This window comes from Gardnerella sialicivorans subsp. sialicivorans (genome assembly GCF_056746795.1).
This window is the reverse complement of the sequence record NZ_JBWPXA010000001.1, coordinates 187371-209346: the sequence shown is the minus strand read 5'-3', so window position 1 is coordinate 209346 and position 21976 is coordinate 187371. Positions and strand designations below refer to the sequence as shown.

Genomic DNA, 21976 nt, shown 5'->3' with positions numbered 1-21976 from the left:
ATATGCTCGCTTTTATAGTTGCCGCACGGCTTGTAAAGCGTGTTGCAAATCTAGCGGATACTCCGATTCAAGCTTAACTAATTTTCCTGTTCTAGGATGCTTAAATTCTAGCTTAGTTGAGTGAAGCCATTGGCGCTGTAACTCTAGTTTTTCCGCGAGTTTTGGGTTTGCTCCATACATTTTATCTGCCACTAACGGATGGCCAATCGAAGAAAAATGCACGCGTATTTGGTGAGTTCTACCCGTCTCTAGATTTACGCTAACTAAAGTTGCAATTCCAAAGCGCTCCAAAACATCCCAATGTGTTACAGCTGGCTTGCCATTTTTGGTTACAGTAAACCTAAAGTCAGATACTTTCGACCTTCCAATCGGAGCTTCAATAGTTGCTTTGTTTTGCTCCAAATTTCCTTGCACTAATGCCGTATAAGTTTTTGAAACACTATGACTAGCAAATTGCTGCTTCATCTTTTCGTAAGCAAAATCCGTTTTGCAAACGAGCATAAGGCCGCTTGTTCCAACGTCTAACCTGCTTACGATTCCTTTGCGTGATTCGTCGCAAAGCGTTGTGTTTATTTTAATTCCAGCAGCTTCTAGGCTTTCTGGAACAGTAGGCCCGTTCCACCCTTTTGCTGCGTGAGACGCCATTGCAACAGGCTTGTTTATTACTACAACATCGTCATCGTTGTATACGATTTCTAAATCGCATATATCAGGCTGGCTTTGAAGATTACTGGAAGAATCGCAAGCACTATCGCAAGCACAATCGTCTTCTTGATTTACAACAATCACATAAGACTCTTGCAAAATAGACGATTTTTGCGACTTTCTATTTAGGATTTTTGCTTTGCCACTATCAATTAGCGATATTGCGTTTGCACGCGATATTCCCATAAGCTTCGACAAGCACACGTCGAATCTGCACCCAGCAAATTGACTCGTAACTGTAAAACGAATATCACTCATCAGCGCGCTCTATAAGAGGAATCCCAATCAAAATAAGGCATATAACTGCGATTCCTGCAAACATAAGCTCAATATCTGCCACATTTCCAACGGACCATCCGTAGTTTATAAAATCTACGACTTTTCCGTTCAAAAATCCTTGAGCATATTGCGCTCTATCAATAAGATTTCCAAAAGCTCCAGCAAAAGCTAAAGCAAGCGCAATAGTCCAATATAAGGATTTTGTGTGCTTAATAACAGCAGTCATAGCACCGCAAGCAGCGCAAGCTAACACGCTAATAACCCAAGTAAAAGAAGAGCCTAAGCCAAAAGATGCTCCAGGATTCCTAACAAGAGTAAAAGAGAGCAAGTGTGGAAGAATCTCAATGTTTTTTCCGCTACTAAGCGCTGCTAATGCCCAAACTTTGGTTATGCGGTCTAGAACCACGCCAATAAAAGCAATCAGTGCAAAAACGGCTGCGCGATTACGCAGCCGTTCTACACGCACATAACTATGCGTCAATGTATTTTCCAATCTAAAGGGATTTAGTAAATACTACTATCAAATTTTTAGTAAATACTACTTATCCTGCTTATCTTGATTTTCCATAGATGTATACGTGTTTTCGTCGGAAACTTGAGCAACAAGCTGACCCAAGAAGTCGGTCAAGCGAGTACGATACTCAGTTTCAAACTGCTTAAGGCTTTGAATGTTTCCTTCAATAACCTTAGTTTGCTTCTCGAGATTCTCACGTACTTGGCGAGCATATGCGTCCGCAGAAGTGCGAGTAGTGGAATCGTAATCCGCAGCTCTATGCTGAACTTCTGCTTCGTATTGATCAGCTTGATCGTGAGTTTGCTTGGAGTAGTCATCCGCAGCTTGACGAACCTTGCCAGAATAAGCGTCTGCCTCGTTGTGAGCGCGAGCCGCATAAGCATCGGCGTCTCCGCGAGTACGCACCGAGTAATCATCCGCATCTCCGCGAGTCTGCTTATTGTATTCATCCGCCTCGGTGCGAGTGTGACCAGAGTATTCGTCTGCTTTAGCAACTATATCGTTGTAGCGAGCTTGGCTTTCTTCTACAATCTGCTGAGCCTTTGCCTTGCCCTTGTCTACGTATTGATCATGCAATTGCATTGCAAGAGTCAACATTGCAGTAGCACGCTCTGGCTCCGAACCTTGAGCTTCCGCACCCGCGCCTGCAATCTTTTGCAAGCTACCAGTCTCCGTGCTTGGTTCCATCTTAGAAACCTGCTCGCGAAGCTGTTCTTCTCGCTTATGCGATTCTTCAAGCTGCTTGTTAAGATCTTGAACCTTAGCATTTTCTTGCTGAGTTACAACAAGCTGCTGGCGAACCTCTTCTAGCTCACGACCCAAGTTTTCGCTGCTTGCACGGAAGTCATCGCGCTCGCGCGTAACGTTTTCAAGCTCTTCTTGAATCTTCTTATCAGCATCTGCCTTAGCATTATCCGCATTTGCAGCTTGAGCGGTAAGCTGATCTACTTGAGCACCCAATCCATCCAGTTGCTCCTTAAGCTGCTGATTTTGCTCGCTCAATGCACGGTTGTTTTCTTCCGCTTCCTTAAGCTTTGCTGCAAGATCGTTATCACTCTTGCTTGCATTGCTAGACGCTTCTCTCAAATCATTATTTTCTTTAGTTAAAGATTCAACCTGATTTGTTAAGTCTGCAATCTTATTGTTTAAGCTAGCAACATCAGCGCCAAGAGACTGCGTAGAAGCCCCAAGTCCTTGCACGGCCTGCTGACCAAGCGCTTCTATTGTTTCTGTAACCTGATCTAAAAAGTCATCAACTTCGTCAACGTCATAGCCTCCCTTGAATCTAACGATTTGGAAGGTATGCTCGCGAATGTCTTTAGGCGTTAACAGAGTCATAATGCATTACACCTCACTTTTGGGCGCGCAGCCCTTTCGATATATCTCTTCGATGCTATCACGTCCATAGAAAAAATTGTGTAAAAAGCAATTATTTTTTACGAAATCTGCCAATATTTTATTATTAAGACTTATGTTGAGTGAATGTTAAGTAAATAATGTTGAGTAAATAATGAATGTTGAGTAAATAATGTGATTAATAGCTAATAATGAAAATATCATTTAAGAATAGCGACGATTGCCGCGCAAAGTAAACATTCTTAAAGTCTTAATAAAACAAAAATCTTAATAAAGCATAGATAAAAGCATTTGTAAAACAATTATCAAAAAGTAAACAACCATAAAACTTACGTCTAAACTTATGTTACCAAGCCTTGCAGGAGGTATGAATCTACGCGCGAATCTTAAAAGCGGTTCCGTTAAATAATATATGATTTGAGCAAATTTTCTAACAATCGCATTTGGCCTAAACGAATGGAATACGATTGGAATCCAGTCTAAAATTGCGCGAATAAATAGCACTGTTAAATATGCGCTTAGAAAAAGATTAATGATTAATATTAAGCTGTTAAAAATCATAAACTCACTTCCGTAAATAAACTTTCTTAAAACTTTCACAAGTAAACAATAATCACAATAAAAATTAATTAAATTTTTGTTATTCGATAATTGTTATCAAATAACTTAAGGCAGAAATCTCAAAGAGACTCTGCCTTAAATCTAACTAACGCATAAAAGCAAATACTACAGCTATAGAGCGGCGTTTGCAGCTAAACTTGCATCTTTACGAGAACAAATCTCTAGCAGAACCACCATTAGGAGCGTCTTCAACCTTTATGTTTACTTGCGAAGGACTTAGAAGAAACACTCTTGGTGTTACTCGCTCAATAGACCCACGAACACCAAACACAACTCCAGCAGAAAAGTCAACTATACGATACGCAACAGATTCACTAACACCAGTAAGATTCAAAACAACTGGAGTTCCATCTCTTAGCGCACGCCCAACTAATTGAGCATCTTCATAAGACTTTGGATGAATCGTTGTAATGCGACTCATACGAACTGCTCCAGCGCGAGAAGCAGCGCTATTACCCGACTGCGATTCTGAATTATGCAGACTTATAGGAGCAACGTTGTGATCGTTGTCAAACGAAGTTTCTTGCGCTTGAGAATCAACGAAATCATCGTCGTCTTGAACATCACTCATGCCTACGTAAGACATCATGTTCTTCATAAAGCCAGCCATTAAGCTGCCCTCCTATCACTATGCTTAACGTAGAAAATCAGGAATATCCAATTCGTCTGGTTCGTCTTGAGGCTTATCTTTAGAAGCCGATGCTTGGTAATTCTGGCTTGGTGCAACAGAATCAAACATAGAAGAAACAGGCTGCGAAGATTCTTCAGTAACAACAGGCTTTGCGGAAGGCGCGACTGGAGTTGTTGACTGAGCTGGGGCAACAGAATCAACTCCTGCTTGCATATCTACAAAAGCACCAGCCTTATCGTCTTCCACCTTAGGGTGGGAATCAAAACCAGCTGCAATAACCGTAACACGAACTTCGTCTCCGTAAGAATCGTCCAAAGAAAGACCCCAAATAATCTGGGCTTCTGGATGAATTGCCTTGCGAACAAGTTCTGTTGCAGCGCTTGCTTCTTGCAACTTCAAATCGCTTGGACCCGCAATGTTAATCAAAGCACCGTGAGCACCTTCAATGCTCTCTTCGAGCAATGGGGAGCTAATAGCAATTTCGGCAGCTTGAGTTGCGCGATCTTCTCCCTTTGCAGCGCCAATTCCAAATAGCGCAGTTCCCGCACCACGCAAAACGGCGGTAACGTCCGAAAAATCAACATGAATATAAGAATTCATGGTAATCAAATCGGTAATACCTTGCACACCTGCAAGCAATGCGGTATCTGCCGTCTTAAAAGCTTCAATAATTCCGATAGTTCGATCTGAAATTTCCAACAAACGATCGTTTGGAATAACAATCAAAGCATCGACTTCTTTACGAAGATTTTCAATACCAAGTTTTGCAGATGCAGCACGCTGAGGTCCTTCAAACCCGAAAGGACGCGTAACTACTGCGATTGTTAAGGCACCCTGCTGGTGTGCAGCTCGCGCAACTATTGGGCTTGCACCTGTACCAGTTCCGCCGCCCTCGCCGCAAGTTACGAACACCATATCGGCGCCCTTTAATGCTTCTTCAATGTCGGATTGATGATCTTGTGCAGCTTTTGCACCCTTTTCTGGATCAGCACCAGCACCGAGACCACGACTTGAAGCATCAGATAATGAAATCTTTACATCAGCGTCGGAACGCAACAAATCCTTAGCATCAGTGTTGATTGCTACGAATTCTACGTTCTGTAAACCCTCGGTGATCATTCGGTTGACGGCGTTACCACCGGCTCCACCGACGCCGACTACCTTGATTATGGTTTTGTCGTTGAAATTGTCAGTCTGGGCAATCTCGCTCACCGTTGTCTCCTGTCACTCACACGCACGTTTTACGCAATACTTTAGCGCAAAACGCTCGATAATGGCGACGTTTTACAAATAAAAACTTAAAAAATGTCACCGATTCGATAATACACCGTGCTATACGCAAATATTTAAGGCGTTTTACCAACAAAAGTTTTGAACATTAAGCAATAGTTTAGACGCCATTTTTAACAGCCGCTAAACCCTAGAAAACTCTAGAAAAACGCTAGTAGCTAGCATCCATCGGGTCATTGCCAAAAAGCTCTTTGCGCTCCTCGCTAGTGGTAATTCTTGAATCCAACCAGCCATATGGCAAATGAACTTTTTTAGCAAAACGAACTCGTCCGCGCGGCGTGTCTAAAACCTGCTCAGGAAGCTTAAGCGATAAATCCAATGCATCAATATTGCGTTGAACATCCTCAATAGACTCGCATTCCATAAAACTTTTGCGAGTTCCTCCTCCAACTGGGAAGCCTTTCAAATACCACGCAACATGCTTTCGCAAGTCATGAACAGCCATTCGCTCGTCGCCATCATAAAAGTCAACAAGAAGTTCCAAATGCCTTAAAATCACCTTGCAAACTTCGCCAAGACTTGGATTAACGCGACTATCGCTACCATTGCAAGCAGAGCGAATATCAGCAAAAATCCAAGGACGCCCCTGGCATCCGCGGCCAATCGCAACGCCTGCACATCCTGTTTCTTTAAACATTGCAAGAGCATCATTAGCTCCCCAAATATCGCCATTACCAAAAACAGGAATATCTAAAGCCTCTACAAGCTCGCTAATACGGCTCCAATCAGAATGGCCACCATAGTATTCTGCAGTCGTACGCGCATGCAAAGTAACAGCCGCACAACCCTCTTCTTGCGCAATATGACCAGCTTGCATAAAAGTCTCGTGGTCTTCGTCAATTCCAACGCGGAATTTAGCTGTAACTGGGATTCCTGCTGGATTACACACGCTTACAACACGGTGCAAAATCTCTTGAAGCAAATCCGTTTTCCAAGGAAGAGCAGAACCGCCACCACGTCTTGTAACTTTAGGCACTGGGCAGCCAAAGTTTAAATCAACATGATCAGCCATATTCTCATCGACAACAATTCGAGCAGCTTGCTCCACAATTAAAGGATCCACTCCATAAAGTTGCAAGGAGCGCACTTTTTCGCTAGGCGCAAAACGGCATAAGCGCAAGGCTTTTGGATTTCTTGCTACCAATGCGCGAGCAGTAATCATTTCTGCAACATACAAGCCATCTGGCCCGTACTCTCGGCAAATCACGCGAAAAGGCCAGTTAGTAATACCAGCCATTGGAGATAAAACAACAGGAGTTGCAATATGAATTTTCCCTAAATCCACTGGTTTAATAGAAAAATCCATATTGCTTTAACTCCGTTCACTTTAATATATTTTTGCTAGCGATTTTTTACTAGCGATTTTATGCGACTTTTTACTAGCGATTTTTCACTAGATGCGTATTAGTACAATCCGCCAGCCTGAGCAATCTTTACAGGCTGCGACTCGTCAACGCCGCCTTCCTTAGCAACATCCACACCGCCGTCTGCAGCGCGCGTGCCAACAATCTCTACAGGTCCTTGTGGATACTTAACGCGCTTTTCATTAATGCGGCTTGCTACGTAATCTGCAACCTTGTCTAAGGAAACGCGCTCTTGTTGCATAGTGTCGCGCTCGCGGATTGTTACAGCATGATCTTCCAAAGTATCGAAGTCAACTGTTACACACAAAGGAGTACCAATCTCGTCTTCGCGGCGGTAACGGCGGCCAATAGCACCAGCTTCATCGTAGTCAATAACCCAATCATGCTGGCGCAAATCTGCAGCCAAATCTTGAGCAACCGATTGCAATTCTGGCTTCTTGCTTAATGGCAAAACAGCAGCTTTAACAGGAGCCAAGCGAGGATCAAGTCTAAGAACCGTACGCTTATCCACTCCACCCTTAGTGTTTGGAGCCTCATCAACATCGTAAGCATCAACCAAAAATGCCATAAGCGAGCGCGTAAGGCCAGCCGCAGGCTCAATAACGTAAGGCACATACTTTTCGCCAGTAGCTTGGTTAAAGTAGCTCAGATCCTCGCCAGAATGCTTAGCATGAGCAGACAAATCGTAGTCGGTACGGTTTGCAATGCCTTCAAGCTCTCCCCAGTCAGATCCTTGGAAGCCGAATTTGTATTCAATATCTACAGTGCGCTTGGAATAATGGCTTAGCTTCTCTTTAGGATGCTCATACATGCGCAAATTCTCTGGCTTTACGCCCAAATCAACATACCAATTTACGCGCGTATCAATCCAATACTGATGCCAAGCTTCGTCTGTTCCAGGCTCTACAAAGAACTCCATTTCCATTTGCTCAAACTCGCGAGTGCGGAAGATGAAGTTTCCAGGAGTAATCTCGTTACGGAAAGACTTACCAATATTCGCAATGCCAAATGGCGGCTTTTGACGAGTAGAAGTCATAACGTTCTTAAAATCAACAAAAATACCTTGCGCTGTTTCTGGTCGCAAATAATGCAAGCTGTTTTCGTCTTCTACTGGCCCCAAATGAGTGCGAAGCATCATGTTAAAATCGCGAGGCTCCGTCCAATTTCCACGAGTTCCGCAATCTGGGCAAGCAATGTCTTTTAAGCCATTTTCTGGCATTTTATCGCCATGCTTTTCGGCATAAGACTCTTCGAGCTTATCTGCACGATGACGCTTATGGCAATTCAAGCACTCAATAAGAGGGTCGTTAAACACAGAAACGTGACCAGACGCAACCCAAACTTGAGAAGGCAAAATAACAGACGTATCTACGCCAACAACATCGCCACGAGTAGTGACCATATAACGCCACCATTCGCGCTTAATATTATCTTTTAACGCAACGCCCAAAGGGCCATAATCCCACGCGGAGCGAGTTCCGCCGTAAATCTCTCCAGCTGGAAACACAAATCCACGACGCTTAGCCAGCGACACAACTTCATCAAGTTTTGAAACAGCCACAATACACCTTTTTCGTAAATCTAGAAAATTCGGGTGAAACGGTGTTTATTATAGAAAAACCCTGTGACGCTAACGCAACATATAAAGCTACATAAACATATAAAGCTACATATATAAGCTAAGCGAATACAATAATGTATAAGCATAATTTTTCATACACATTTGTATTTTGAAAGGACTTAAAATGAGCGGAAACAATGTTGAAAAGACTAATGATAACAAGACTTGCGATACTTGCAATAACAAAAATTCCCACAAAACTAATACAGTTGCAGCATTATGCATTGCTCCTAGCGGAGTTGGCGAAGAACTCAGCGAATACGTAGCAGATTGCGTTAAAGTGATTCGTGATTCTGGATTAAAAAACGAAACAAACGCAATGTTTACAAACATCGAAGGCGAATTCGACGACGTTATGCGCGTTGTAAAAGACGCAACTATGGTTCTTGTAGAAAAAGGCTACCGCACAGGCGTTATATTAAAACTAGACATTCGCCCTGGTTTTAGTGGCCAAATAGACGCAAAATCTGCTCTTGTAGACAAGATTCTTGAAGAACGCGAAAACAAGTAAACTCAAGTAAACTTAAGCGTTTTTAAGCGTTTTTTACGCCACCAAACCTGCGGTCGCGATGCGCATAACGGTCAATTGACCTCCACAACGCTTCGCGACCATAATCTGGAAAGAGTTCTGGCACAAAATCAAGCTCTGCATAAGACGCTTGCCAAGGCAAAAAGTTGCTTGTGCGCTGCTCTCCCGAAGTGCGAATCACAAGATCGCAATCTGGAATATCTGGATTATACAAGTGTTCCGCAATCATCTTCTCGCTAATGCGATCGCCCTTAATTTTGCCGCTTTTAACTTCCCTAGCAATTGCCGCGCAAGCATCTGCGATTTCCGCACGGCCGCCGTAGTTTAAGCAAAAAACAACATCAATGGTCGTATTATTTTTTGTGATTTCTTGAGCTTTTTCCAACTCGTCAATAACAGACTTCCACAATTTTGGCCGTCTTCCAGCCCATCGCACGCGCACTCCCCACTCGTTCATTTGCGCAACTCTGCGGTGAATAATATCTCTAGAAAATCCCATCAAAAAATGCACTTCTTGAGGAGATCTCTTCCAATTTTCTGTAGAAAACGTGTACAAGCTCAAGTAGCGAACACCTGCTTCTATGGCTCCTGCAATAGTGTCAAAAACCACTGGTTCCGCCGCTTTATGCCCTTCTGTGCGAATCATTCCGCGCTCTTTTGCCCAACGTCCATTGCCGTCCATAATCACGCCTACATGGCGAGGGACTTTGCCTTTAGGAAAATTTGGCACGCGGCTAGGGTCACTAAATGGAGCCGCTGGAATATTTAACGAAGTGTAGTCAACGTTTTCAAAACTCATAGTTAAAATCTAACAACCCCATTGAACGAATAGCTAAAGCGTTTTGCAAAGCTAAATAAAAGCATGCAAAATCAACTAAAAAATCCGTTAAAATCCTCTATATTTCTCGCAAAATCTCTATTAAAGCGTTTAAATATTGCTCTCCATAACTAGATTTGTACCATCTAGCATGCTCTAAGAATCCAGTATCGTAGCCCCAAATCTTAAAATCGTAAGATCCATTTGACTTTAAGTAATAGTCTACAAATTCTACGCATTGCTCGATTTGACTTACGCTAAGAACAAGCGGAAGCAACTCTTTTTCAACATCTGTTAATGGTTCAACGCTAGAATATCCTTGCAAAATTGACTTAACTAAATCAGTTCTAAATGAATCTTTTTTGCCATTCGCAATATCTACCCATTGAATTGTGTTGCGTTCTAAAGTCATTGCTAAATCGTAGATTGCTGTGTTTTTATACGCCATTCCAAAGTCAAATACTGCGCTTGGAGCACTACCTTCCCACATAAAATTAGATATATGCGGATCTCCATGAGTCCACTGCTTTTTTAGATTCGCGTACCCTAAATCGTAAATTTTTTTGCATGTTGGAGCAAATTCGCTTAAATCTTTTACAAAATCACGATTCTGCTCTTTTAAGAATTTTGCTAAATCAGGTCTATTTTTTAACCAAACTTCGGAATCATTTTGTACATCTTCGCTTGCACAAAGACTAAATCTTGATTGAAAAGCGTTGATTTCCTTAGGATTTGGCTCGTCAAAACTTTGCGAAGCTAAGGCGATTCTTGCCATCATTACTCCAAGATTTTTGGCTTCTTCGCACGTTTTAGGCGGATCCCAAGTGTACGCATCTTTGTATCTATCTTCTCCGCTAGCTTTTAAGGTCACTTCGTAAGCGCAATCGCCTATTACAAGAAGAGTGCCGTCTACGTAAATATCGCCACAAATATCGCCACAAATATTCTTTTCTAAACCTAAAGACTCGCTATTTTTATTAAAATACAAGTACTTTGGCGTGCTTATTTTGTTTTGTAAAAGATGCTCCGCAAAACGATGATACGGCCTAATTGTGCTTGCTTGCCTAACTTTTGTGCTGCATCTTTTAATATAAACGTCTAAACTTTGCGATTCCTTTGATGAATCATCTTTGTAATGCGCGCGAATCAATGAACCTGCAGCCATTGGACGCAAACTATGGCTTAAAACGCAATCTGCTTCTAGCGGCTCCTCTAAAAGCGAGCACACAGTATTTGCCTCATCTAAATCAACATTTGCCCATCTTTGAGCAACAATATCTAGTTGAGGGTCGTTGCTTTCGTTTTCCATATTCACTCCAATTTACAGATATTTAGCTACAGGTTCATTGATTTACGCACATTTTTTGCAGAATTATTTGACGCCAACTAGCTCATGCACGGTTGCTTGCGACTTTTCTCATGCAAAACTAACGATTATTCTGGCAAATACTCGTTTGTTACGCATCCGCTTTCTAGGCTTTTTAGCGCGCAATCAAGCGGCACGCTTAAGTGGCCATTTTCACCCATCCAACGAGTGTAGTTTTCCACCAAAGCCATGTCTGCTGTACCCCAACGACCATTCTTGTCGTACCAAGATGGAATCACTTCGTCTAGCGAGGCACGCAAAGCCTCTGGGCTAATGTGGCAAAGCGCATTTTGCAAAGCATCAACGCCAGCCTGAGGGTCTTTTCCTGCAAGCTCATAGCCCTTAACGGTTGCGCTTGCAAAGTTGCGGATTAGTTGCGGATTTCGCTCAATCATCTCTTGTCGAGCACAAACATAGTAAGAATGATGCGGCGCTACGCCAATAGAATCGAATGGAAGAACAACAACTTGGTCAAATGGAAGCGAACCCTGGTATGGCTCCCACCAAGCTACGTTAATAAAAGCGTCGCACATTCCGCGCTCTACTGCTCGAATATCTGGCTCCCATGGGCCTGAATCAATTGTAATCAGCTTACTAAAGTCACCGCCGTCTGCAGCAACCGCCTGCTGAAGCTCTGTGTATAAACGCTTAACGCCCATAGGGATTACTACGCGCTTTCCTTCTAGATCTTTGAATCGCGTAATACCAGTGTTTTTATTTGTTATAATTCCGCCAATTTGAGATTGATTCATTACAGCAAATGACGTTAGCTTGTTTGCACCATTTTGATGAGCCAAAAGCTGATTTAAGCGAACAAGAGCTATATCTACTTCTCCACGCTCCAAGCATGCTGGAACATCTCCGCGCTCCGTATCTGTGCTTGTAAACTCTACGTCTAATCCGTATTGCGCATATAATCCGCGCTTTCTTGCAAGGTACATTCCTGCGTGATTCGTCCATGGATGCACATATTCAAGACGTACTCTTAGCATACTAACTCCTTTGTTTTATAGTGATTTGTGATTTTATCTTGACTTTTATTTGCGACTTTTCTTGCGACTTTTGCGCGCTGCTAACTTGCGATTTTTCTTGCGACTTTACAAAAATGGGCGAGGTAATTAATCCCCCGCCCACAAATCAAATCTTACTAGCAAAAGTTAAGACTTAAGCGCGTACTTCTTTTCCAGAAGCAAAGCGGCTTAATGCGCCAGTAGCAGCAATACCCTTGTACAAGTACCACATGACTACACCACCAATTACAGCACCAGAAATCATGCTGCAAAGTGTGTGAATCATCATAAATGCGCCGAAGATTGGAACACCTGCGTAGTAGAACGGATAGGTTGAAACGATTCCACCCAAGCCAGCTAATGCGCCAGAAAGTGCAGTCAAACCAACATTCCACTTGCGATACATAACAAACAAGAATGCAAACTCAGCAAACAAGCCCTGAACAAAGCCAGGAAGAACGGTACCAATACCGCCCCAGTGGCTACCAACAGTCAACTCAACCATTGCAGCAATAAACTCGCCGAATAGTGCAGCGCCTGGCTTGCGAACCATAATAGCAGCTAAAGGACCAGCGAAGTAGAACAAACCGTAGTACAATGCGCTAACGCCTGGAACTGGAATAAGCTTAAGAGCAGCAGAAATAGGCTCGCTAATCAAGCCAATGCCCCAAAAGATAATACCAGATGCTACAGCAATAACAACCGTGAGCGTAACATCAGCCACGTTCCAGCGCAAGGATGGACGCACGGTCTCTTCTTCAACAGATGTACCCATTAGGGTCTCCTTTCATCTTTAACCAATCAAACAAAGGCGACCCTGCAGCAAACTCCGTACGTCGGCATTACCCGATTCACGTTAAACGGTTAGACAGCAATCTTCTCAGCTCTTTTAAGAGCACCCGTGCCTGATATCATTCATATTGCATCAGACAGCGAGGACAAATTTTATAAAATTCAAACATAAAATTAACAAAATCACTCATTAATATAGATAGCAGAAACGCTAATCAAAATACAGTGAATTAGAATTTTTTTCGCTCAAACGCATAGACCTAATAGGCTTTTCTAACCAATATTCACACCATTGCTCAACACATTTAGACGTTAAATCGTCTATACTTGTTCCATCTAAATTTTGCCAATCGCCATTAATTAATGAAATCATTTGAAAACGCACTAAATCATTGCACTTAATAGACTCTAAAGCATGATCTTTAGAGCACATAACTCCACCACTAGCTGCAGAGAAATAGTCTAAATCATTGCGTGTTGAACAAATAACGCACTCATTTAACCTAGGAGACCATCCAGCCAATTGCAATGCTCTTAAAACGTACGAAAGCGCGATTGATTCAGCACTATGCAAACTTTTAGAAAGAGCAGACAAAGCAGCTATAAGAAGATTGTATTGTGAGCAAGAATCCGAATATTGCGAACAAGACGAGACTAAATCGTCCGCAATCTCTGCAATCATGCTAGCACAACTATACAGATTGTAATCCGCACAAATACTACCAGCATAAGGCGAAACTAAAACCGCTTGAGAAATAACATCAAAAGTTTTACCAGTTACAAAAAGTGCATTAACACGCATAAATGGCTCTAAGCGCCCACCAAATCTAGATTTTAACCGCCTTACACCTTTTGCAACAGCTCGAACCTTGCCATGCTTTTTAGTGAGCATAACAATAACGCGATCAGCTTCTCCAAGAGGAAAAGTCTTAAGAACAACAGCTTCATCGTTATATAACGGCATTAATCAATAACTCTTAGCTTGTATAATCCTTAAATCTAAATGAAAAATAGATTATTAATTATGATTTGGGTTTACAAATCCGCCAAAATTCGATTCGCCAGTATCGTCAAAATCATCTGAATCATTATTTGCTTCACTAGAAGAATCTTCAACCGAAATGTCAAAATGGTTCATAACAGGGAACGAAAGATCTGGAATATCTAAATTAAGACTTTGCGCTGGCTCGAACTTAGGCGAAGCAAGAAGTGAAAGATTCAAATCTCCAACGGATTTAGAATCATTTGCATTGTTCACATTCGCACTGTTAGCACTGACATTATTTGCATTTGCATTATTCGCATCAACAGCATTCGCGCTAACATTATTCGCAGCATTCGCGTTGTTTTCTGCAACCTTTTCTTTGCCAAAATCATTATTGTTAGCATCAGAATTATTGGAAACAGTATTAGGAGCATAAGACGGAGGGAATGCTGGAGGCATAACAGTAGACGCTTGCGACATTTCGTCGTCTGTATCGTCGCTAGCTTCAACACTCACAGAGTGCGGAGTAAAAATTGCCTTCTGTGCATGATGCTCAACAGGAATCGATGGAGGAATTGCTGGAGGCATTAATGGAGAGGGAGCTGGAGCAGAAACTGGAGCTGGAGCTGCCTTAGGTTCATCAACACTAGGCGCATCAACACTAGATTCAGCAACACTATGTTCAACAACACTAGGTGCAGAAGATGTTTTAAGAACAACATTTTCTTGTAAATCATTATTAGATTTAGCATAAACGCCAAAATTAGCAGAATCCACAGAATCCACAGAATCACTAGAATCGAAGTCTGTATACTTAGCAACTCGATCATAAGACTCAAGTCTGCTTAATAAGCGAACGCAAGCATTTAGATAATAGTCAACTTGGCGCTCGTCGTATCCGTGTTTTCCAGAACGTTGAGTAAACAGAACATTAGAAACAAACATTGCGTCAATTGTGTCTAAATCACTTAAGCTGCTTCCCCAAACTGGATTATATCCAAGAAGAATAGCAATCTTATCTAGCGACTTATTTACAACATTGTCTACTTGTTTTTTATCGTAAGAAGGCTTACGCGATTGCGCAGAATCAAAGCGCATCTTATAATCGCGCTGGGAATGAGAAAGCAAAACTCTATATTCTTCGTCTGCTTGTGCCTTCCAAACAACCTTGCCACGATTAGAAATCTCGTACTGCGTAGTCTTATCTACAACTGCACGCTCTAATCTAGAAAGAGCAGCATCTACTTGAGGAATGGCATATCCTTCATCTTCTAGATCGAAAGATACGTCTTGAATATCTTTTTGAGTAAGACTAATGTCGCTAGATTCATACAAAGAATGAGCACGCTCAAGAAAATCATTAACTTGCTCTACGCTGTAACCCTTCTTGCGCTTACCTACACGCTCAATACCCGAAGAATTACGCGCGGTATCAGGTTTACTCGCCATAAACAATAGACCTCCTGAACATATTCGTATTCATTACACTTTACGCGATTGTTAAGACGCATAAACAAAACACGCAAATGATATATACGCAAAACACGCCTAAAACACAAATCAACGTTCTAGTACACACCATACTGTATCTTGTTTCAAGCGGGCGATTAGCTCAGCTGGCTAGAGCGCCACCTTTACACGGTGGATGTCGGGGGTTCGAGTCCCTCATCGCCCACTTTCCGCTTTGCAAGTTCTTAAAGAATCTAGATTTTTACCAGCCTTAATTTTTGCTAACGCTTTGTACGCGTCGTCCAAAGTTTTTACGCTTACAACTTTTAAGCCTTGCGGAATATTCCCAACAACTTCATTGCAATTGCTGTTTGGCGCCAAAAACCAGTTAGCTCCATCTCTTTTTGCAGATATCATCTTTAATCGAATACCACCAATTGCCCCAACTTTCCCAAAGTTATCAATGGTTCCCGTTCCAGCGATTATTTTTCCACCAGCCAAACCTGTGTTTGTAAGCTTGTTCAAAATACCCAAAGCGTACATCATGCCTGCAGAAGGTCCACCAATATCGTCTATATGCAACTTAATCTTTACATTTTTAACATCTACACCAAGTTTGCTACTAGCATATTTTAGAGCAGAAACTTGAGCAGAAGACTGCGAAGAGCGCATTTGCATTGTTGTTTCTTTCTTATAATCGCTAGCATTTTGATTTACTGGAACAAGAACTTCTCTAGGTAAAACTTGCTTTTTAGAATCGAACCAAGATGCAATCGCATATATATTTGGAATCTCGTATCCTGGTATTCCAGACGTATTTACCGTTACTAAAAGAAGTTTTCCACTTTTTGACGAAGATTTATAGTCAATATTTTTGCCAGCGCTATTTTTAACATTAATCACATATTTTCCAAAAGACTTTCCTAGAACATCTTGAGTTGGCCCAGGTTCTTCCACAACATATGCACTTGGTAGAAAAAGCGCAATAATCGACATAACTACAATAAATAACCCAACAAAATACCTAAACGACTTAGCGGAAAAATATTCAATAAGATCCCAAACAGTGTTTTTAAGAGTAGCGAATATATTTTTATTGATTTTATTAAACACGTACGTAATCTTATTAGGCATAAAACTAATAGTATATGTAAATGTGCATAACCTACACTCTAAAAACCCTCACAAGATGCGGTTTTTGAAAAAATTTGTAAAAGTTATACACATTATTAATTTATTAGTAAAAATCACCATGTATCGAGTAGAATCTTTTATACGTAGTTAAAACTGTATAGTTAAAAACTATGTAAACAAACATAAAATATACGCAAATATATTTAATTTAGGCACGAACTTCATAAGGATTGAATATGAGCGAAGAAGAAATTCACCAATGGCTTGTTAGCTGCTTTGGCCCCGAAGAAGGAGAAAGAGCTTGGTCTAACTTTGAAAATCTTCCTTTTGAAGTTCGCGATGACATTCTTACAAGATGCTCAAACGGGGGTCTTCCATCTCCAGAAGAGGTTCATTCGTTAATGAGTGCCTTTGCTAATGGCGGCTTAAACACGCCTTTTGAGATGACGGAAACACTTAAAGAAGGTCCAATCAATAAAAGACTTGCTCAATTGCTTGCTCGCCAAAAAGCAACTGGAGACGGAGGCACAGTAAACGCGCAAGTTGCAGACGCAACAAGAAGAGCACTAAGTGAAGCAAACTTGTGGCTAGACGCAAATTGCAATCTAAATCCAGCATCTGGAACCCCTGATGTTCTTTCAAGAGAAGACTGGGTTAATGGAACTATAGATTCGTGGATTAAGTTTGCAAATCCTGTTGCTAAGTCGGTTAGTAACGCTTTTTCGGATGTTATTGCCGAAAAATTCGGAGGAGACCAAGACTTAGAAGTAGAAGGATTATACGATGGCGTTATGCCAATACCTATGCCAGATGGCGTAAAAAAGCCAGAACAAATGATGAGCCTTCTTGCTAACACGTCTTTTGCAATGCAATTAGGTTATGCTGCTGGAGATTTATCTCAAGAAATCCGCGGAAGCTTTGATCAAGGTATTTCACTTCTTAAAAACCCTGCAGGCGGTCTTGTTCCTTACAATTGCATAGATTACGCAAAAAAGTGGGGATTAGACATTAGCGAGGTTATGAATTATCTTGCATTGCGAGAACTTGCTCACGCACGATTGTTTGCGTCTGTACCCTGGCTTATGCCTCGTTTTGAAGCACTAATAATAAAGTATGCTGCTGGAATTTCTATCGATTTAAGCGCTATGGAAGAACAGCTTAGAGATATTGAAGGAATGAGCCCAGAGTCTATTTCGGGAGCTGTTGATTTATCTAATATTGCTCGAAACGATACAGAAGGCCAAAAACAAGCATTAAAAGGGCTAGAAACACTTCTTGCGCTTAGCGAAGGATGGGTTGATTGCGTTATTTGGCGTGCTGGAATGGCACACATTCCACACATTGAGCAGCTTAGAGAGATGACTAGGCGAGAACGCGCTGCGGGTGGTCCTTCCGAGATGACTTTCCAGGCTTTAACTGGATTAAAGTTGCGTCCTAGAGCAATGCGCGAAGCTGCATCAATGTGGGATGCTATTACAAACGAAAAAGGCATTGAGGAACGCGATGCCATGTGGAATCATCCAGATCTTTTGCCAGAATTACCAGATTTTAGCGAAGATAAAGAAGATAATAAAGACAATAAAGATAAAGAAGATAATAAAGAAGATAATAATAAAGTAAATAAAAATAACGAAAACAATACAAGCAGCAAAAACAATACGAATAATCAAAACAATACGAGTAGTAAAAACAGCAATAACACAACTAAAAAAGAATCTGAACAAACAGATAACAATGATTTAGCAAACACCAATCTAGAAGAATTAAGCAAGAATATGCTTGATTTAGAAGATTTTAAGAACAGTGACGATTTGGAGCAAAAACTTAAAGACGTTAATTGGGACGACGAATTAAGTAAATTATTGGCATCCAGCGATAGTGATAGCGATAGAGAAAACAACGATCAAAACTCAAACCAAGATTCTAATGCGGACTCTGAAGAAGACTCTGACAAGGACTCTGACACAGATTTTGGAGCAGATTCTGACGAAGACTCTAATCAGCAAAAAAGCGACGAATAAAGTTACAAACTGATTCGCAACTGATTTATAAGTGACTTGTATTAGAACAATTGCATAAATACATTTATTATAAAAATGCATTTATTCTAAAAAGTGGCTTACAGACCTTTGCATTCCGTTGCCGTAGTCTTTGCAAATTGCATAAGATATGTGCAAGGTTGCTTCCGCGCGCGTTATTGCAACATACATAAGCCTGCGCTCTTCTTCGTTTGCATCTTGAGTTCTATTAACGCTTCCAAATGGAAGTAGTCCTTCGCTGCAGCCGATTAAAAACACGTGCTTAAATTCCAAGCCTTTAGATGCGTGAATCGTAGAAATCGTTACAGGAAGTAAAGATTTTTTGCTTAAATCTACTTTTTCTCGCTCGATGACGCTTTCTTTTGCAAAGTCAATGTCTTTTGCATCGCCACTTTCGACATATTTTTCTAAATCACTCAAATCGCTAGCGTTTGAATCTTCAAAATTGTTTTCTAAAACATCAATTTGCAAGCCAGCGTCTTTTCTAACAGAAAAATGTATTCCTAAATCACCCAAAGTTTTGCAAAATATATTCTGTTGAGCATTAGTACGAGTTAGAATAGCAAAATCTGTAGGAAGCGCTTTTCCTGATTTAACTGCATTATAAATTCGTTGAGCAATATCAACAGCTTCGTCGTAATCCGTGTTGTAAACAGTTTTAGTAACGCGAGCGCCACCCTTATTTTTTGACACGAGTCTTAAATAATCACATCTAAAAGCAGACTTAGAAAGAACCCGATTAGCAAGTCCTACAATACGTTCCGTAGATCTGTAATCCGTATTTAGACTAATATCTGCACAAAGCGGCGCAAACTCGTTAGGAAATTCAAGTAAATCGTAGCTGCTTGCTCCTGCAAAAGAATAAATCGTTTGCGCAGGATCTCCAACAACGCAAATATTTCGATTATTACCAAGCCAGCATTTAAGAAGTTCATGTTGAAGAGGAGAAACATCCTGATATTCGTCAACAGTAATCCAGCCGATTTTGCTACGTATTTTCTCACACGCTTTAGGAAAAGCGCGCAAAACGTGGCATGCAAGAAGCAGCAAATCGTTAAAATCAACAAGATTCCTTGTGTTTTTTTCTAACTCGTAAGCTTTATATGCTTCAACAAATTGATTAACGTCTAGAGCTGCAGGAAGATCTCGACTAACACAAGCACATGCGCGCACGTAATCATCTGGAGCAATAAGACTAACCTTTGCCCAGTTGATTTCTGCAATAATGTCTCGTATTTGTGCAGAAGTCATATTTGCAAAATCCGTGTAGTGGATTAATGCTTGCTCAGTAACGCTTTTTGGATCATCCATTATATTTGGAAAAGGAGCTTCGCAAACGTCATTCCAAACTCGTCTTAAATGCTGTAAAGCTGCAGAATGAAAAGTTGCAACAGTTGCATTATTTACGCCTAATTTTTTAAGGCGATTTTGCATTTCTTTAGCAGCTTTTACGGAAAAAGTAACAGCTAAAACGCGATTTTCGTCCCACTCTCCTTTTGCACACGCGTACGCGATTCTTCGCGTAATAGTGCGAGTCTTACCTGCTCCAGCGCATGCAGTAATGCGCACTGGCCCTTGTAATGCCATTGCTGCTTTGCGTTGAGAATCATCTAAACCTTCTAGCAAAGATTGTGCATAATCTTTACCATGATTTTCGTTAGATTCACGCTTATTGCTTTCTAAAGACTCTTGAGTAGAAATCATAATTCTATTGTTACAACAAATAAAGAAAAAATAAAAGCATAAAACGCTAATGTGGTTAAAGGCTATTTAGCTATATCTCGTTGCTTTGTATTAATGTTGAACTGTGACACAGATAAGCAGATTCAAGTTGGTAGCGCTGGCCTCATCGGTCATGCCAGAAGTACAATTCGCCGGAACGCGCCAAAGCGAGCAGGCAAACGCCACCGATGCCGCTGCTGGCATATCTCACGCTGTTATTCAAGACGTTTCGGGCAGCCTTTACGATATTTTTGTTAGCTCTAACACTAAAGGTCAAAAACGTTTGCACGACAGAGCACGAGCAGCATGGGTATTGCAAAAAACTAAGGGGCTTGCAGCTCTTGGATTTGCTCACGAAGAAATGCTTAAGTTTGTTCCTGGGTCGCTTTCAAATAAGGAAAATCAAACTAATCAGGCAAACCAAGCAAATCAACAAGATTCCACTAATAGTCAAAATCAAAACGAATTACATTTTGACTCAATAGGAGAAGCTGATTTTAACAATCCAACAATGCTTATTTGTAATCATCTAAACGGAAATGCAAGAGAACTAAGCCTTCTTACAACAGATGATTGTGTAAACTCTGGAACTGCAATAGGCGCGATTCATAGACTAAGTCCGTCATTTTTAACTAAAAGCGATTATCCTTCTTTTACTACTGGTCAAATTCGCACGCAATTAACATCTTGGATTAAAAGATTGCGCCAAGCAGGCCATATTCCTACAGAAATAACAGATAATTGGTCTAGAGTTTTAGAAACTGATGGATTGTGGTCATTCGACACTTGCCCAGTTCACGGCGGATTCAAAGATGGTGATTTTCTATTTTCTGGGTCTACTATTACAGCTATAACCAATTGGCAAAGCATGCAAATCAACGATCCTGCTCGCGATTTAGCGTGGATTTTTGCAAAGCTTAACGAGCAGCATAGAAACGCTTTGCTAAGTGCATATGGAAGAATGCTTGGGTCTAGATTAGACAGCATGATTATGCTTCGAGCAAATCTTTGGCTGCAAATGGAGCAAGTTGGAGACTTTATTCAAGCTTTGCAACGCGCAGATACAACTGGAATAATGCGATTTAAGGCGCAAGTGGAACGTCTTGCTCACGAGCTTACGCGCATAAATAACTCCAGAGCAGCAAGCGCAAATCAAAACAATAATAGCGCAAATCCAGCGTCTTCTCTTACTGTAGGAGATATTGTTAAAGACGATATTGTTAAAGATAATGCCGTTAAAGACGATACTATATCTTCGGACGCTACTAACGAAAAAACTGTTGTAACGCTCAAGCAAGAAGATCAAAAAGACTATAAAGATAATACATACGAACAAACTATAACTATAAACGACAACACTAACGCCACTGAAGCTGCCACTAAAACCACCACTATTGCAGACGGCTTAGAAACGCAAGTTATAAGCAGCGTTAACAAAACTAACGATGTGAATAACAACGCAACGAACGAAGTTAGCAACAGCAATAATGATTTCGTAGATAAAGCTGATGCAAATAGTAGTGTAGAACGTATCGAAAGCGGCGAAAGTGTAGACAGTACCAATAGTGTTGAAAGCGTCGATATAGATAGCAACGATGGTAATGACAATAATAGTAATGGCAATAAAAATGAAGATTCAGATAAGCCAGCAACGATTATTATTCCAATGCTAAAAGATGCAGAGCTTGCTATTAAAGATGCAAAAAGCAAACTAGAAAACAATACCGAAAACAGCGAAAACAATTAAGGAAT

The 21976-nt window shown here is 41.1% G+C and carries 19 protein-coding genes, 1 tRNA gene and 1 riboswitch; of the genes, 4 read left to right on the top strand and 16 right to left on the bottom strand.

Translation table 11 applies throughout. The features are described 5' to 3' along the window. Window positions 1-12: 12 nt before the first annotated feature. From AC1EKB_RS00745 to AC1EKB_RS00710, 8 genes are all read right to left on the bottom strand, one after another. Window positions 13-963: an RluA family pseudouridine synthase gene (locus tag AC1EKB_RS00745; RefSeq protein ID WP_481248559.1), complete on the bottom strand. Its 951-nt coding sequence runs from the start codon at window positions 961-963 to the stop codon at window positions 13-15. Continuing rightward, window positions 956-1450: a signal peptidase II gene (locus tag AC1EKB_RS00740; protein WP_481248611.1), complete on the bottom strand. Its 495-nt coding sequence runs from the start codon at window positions 1448-1450 to the stop codon at window positions 956-958. The genes AC1EKB_RS00745 and AC1EKB_RS00740 overlap by 8 nt, the downstream gene beginning before the upstream one ends. Before the next feature lie 72 nt (window positions 1451-1522). Continuing rightward, complete coding sequence (locus tag AC1EKB_RS00735; RefSeq protein WP_481248558.1) at window positions 1523-2836, bottom strand: DivIVA domain-containing protein; 1314 nt, start codon at window positions 2834-2836, stop codon at window positions 1523-1525. 285 nt (window positions 2837-3121) lie between these two features. Then, entirely contained in the window at window positions 3122-3415 is a 294-nt protein-coding gene (locus tag AC1EKB_RS00730; RefSeq protein WP_481248557.1) for a YggT family protein, read from the bottom strand. Window positions 3416-3620: 205 nt separating this feature from the next. After that, complete coding sequence (locus AC1EKB_RS00725; RefSeq protein ID WP_128813969.1) at window positions 3621-4085, bottom strand: cell division protein SepF; 465 nt, start codon at window positions 4083-4085, stop codon at window positions 3621-3623. Window positions 4086-4109: 24 nt separating this feature from the next. Beyond that, window positions 4110-5318 carry a cell division protein FtsZ gene (ftsZ, locus tag AC1EKB_RS00720; RefSeq protein ID WP_481248556.1) on the bottom strand — a complete coding sequence of 403 codons (1209 nt, stop codon included), beginning with the start codon at window positions 5316-5318 and terminating at the stop codon, window positions 4110-4112. A gap of 229 nt (window positions 5319-5547) precedes the next feature. Next, window positions 5548-6702 carry a tRNA dihydrouridine synthase DusB gene (gene dusB, locus AC1EKB_RS00715; RefSeq protein WP_481248555.1) on the bottom strand — a complete coding sequence of 385 codons (1155 nt, stop codon included), beginning with the start codon at window positions 6700-6702 and terminating at the stop codon, window positions 5548-5550. A 98-nt stretch (window positions 6703-6800) separates the two neighbouring features. After that, on the bottom strand, window positions 6801-8321 hold the full coding sequence (locus AC1EKB_RS00710) for a glycine--tRNA ligase (protein WP_115761787.1): 1521 nt from the start codon (window positions 8319-8321) through the stop codon (window positions 6801-6803). Between the two features lie 184 nt (window positions 8322-8505). Between AC1EKB_RS00710 and AC1EKB_RS00705 the strand changes: the two genes are divergently transcribed. After that, complete coding sequence (locus AC1EKB_RS00705) at window positions 8506-8892, top strand: MTH1187 family thiamine-binding protein (protein ID WP_481248554.1); 387 nt, start codon at window positions 8506-8508, stop codon at window positions 8890-8892. Between the two features lie 22 nt (window positions 8893-8914). Here the strand turns inward: AC1EKB_RS00705 and AC1EKB_RS00700 are convergent, their stop codons facing one another. The 6 genes from AC1EKB_RS00700 to AC1EKB_RS00675 form a co-directional block, all read right to left on the bottom strand. Further along, entirely contained in the window at window positions 8915-9709 is a 795-nt protein-coding gene (locus AC1EKB_RS00700; protein ID WP_481248553.1) for an isoprenyl transferase, read from the bottom strand. A gap of 97 nt (window positions 9710-9806) precedes the next feature. After that, a complete protein-coding gene (locus tag AC1EKB_RS00695) occupies window positions 9807-11036 on the bottom strand; it encodes a phosphotransferase enzyme family protein (RefSeq protein WP_481248552.1) in 1230 nt (409 codons plus the stop codon). Between the two features lie 125 nt (window positions 11037-11161). Beyond that, window positions 11162-12085: an ABC transporter substrate-binding protein gene (locus tag AC1EKB_RS00690; protein WP_481248551.1), complete on the bottom strand. Its 924-nt coding sequence runs from the start codon at window positions 12083-12085 to the stop codon at window positions 11162-11164. A gap of 172 nt (window positions 12086-12257) precedes the next feature. After that, complete coding sequence (locus AC1EKB_RS00685; RefSeq protein ID WP_004130359.1) at window positions 12258-12878, bottom strand: ECF transporter S component; 621 nt, start codon at window positions 12876-12878, stop codon at window positions 12258-12260. A gap of 36 nt (window positions 12879-12914) precedes the next feature. Beyond that, window positions 12915-13016, bottom strand: a riboswitch (TPP riboswitch). Between the two features lie 90 nt (window positions 13017-13106). Further along, complete coding sequence (gene recO, locus AC1EKB_RS00680; RefSeq protein WP_481248550.1) at window positions 13107-13859, bottom strand: DNA repair protein RecO; 753 nt, start codon at window positions 13857-13859, stop codon at window positions 13107-13109. Between the two features lie 54 nt (window positions 13860-13913). Continuing rightward, entirely contained in the window at window positions 13914-15329 is a 1416-nt protein-coding gene (locus tag AC1EKB_RS00675) for a DivIVA domain-containing protein (RefSeq protein WP_481248549.1), read from the bottom strand. Between the two features lie 152 nt (window positions 15330-15481). Here AC1EKB_RS00675 and AC1EKB_RS00670 point away from each other — a divergent pair. After that, a tRNA-Val gene (locus AC1EKB_RS00670) sits at window positions 15482-15555 on the top strand. Here the strand turns inward: AC1EKB_RS00670 and AC1EKB_RS00665 are convergent. After that, a complete protein-coding gene (locus AC1EKB_RS00665; protein WP_481248548.1) occupies window positions 15546-16463 on the bottom strand; it encodes a S16 family serine protease in 918 nt (305 codons plus the stop codon). The two genes, AC1EKB_RS00670 and AC1EKB_RS00665, sit on opposite strands and share 10 nt — an antisense overlap. A gap of 236 nt (window positions 16464-16699) precedes the next feature. On the opposite strand from AC1EKB_RS00665, the gene AC1EKB_RS00660 reads away from it, so the two are divergent. Further along, window positions 16700-18484 (top strand): zinc-dependent metalloprotease, encoded by a 1785-nt coding sequence (locus tag AC1EKB_RS00660; RefSeq protein ID WP_481248547.1) that lies wholly within the window; start codon window positions 16700-16702, stop codon window positions 18482-18484. Window positions 18485-18565: 81 nt separating this feature from the next. On the opposite strand, the gene AC1EKB_RS00655 is transcribed toward AC1EKB_RS00660, so the two are convergent. Further along, complete coding sequence (locus AC1EKB_RS00655; protein WP_481248546.1) at window positions 18566-20206, bottom strand: ATP-dependent helicase; 1641 nt, start codon at window positions 20204-20206, stop codon at window positions 18566-18568. A gap of 151 nt (window positions 20207-20357) precedes the next feature. Between AC1EKB_RS00655 and AC1EKB_RS00650 the strand changes: the two genes are divergently transcribed. Continuing rightward, window positions 20358-21971 (top strand): phosphotransferase, encoded by a 1614-nt coding sequence (locus AC1EKB_RS00650; RefSeq protein ID WP_481248545.1) that lies wholly within the window; start codon window positions 20358-20360, stop codon window positions 21969-21971. The last annotated feature ends 5 nt before the right edge of the window (window positions 21972-21976 follow it).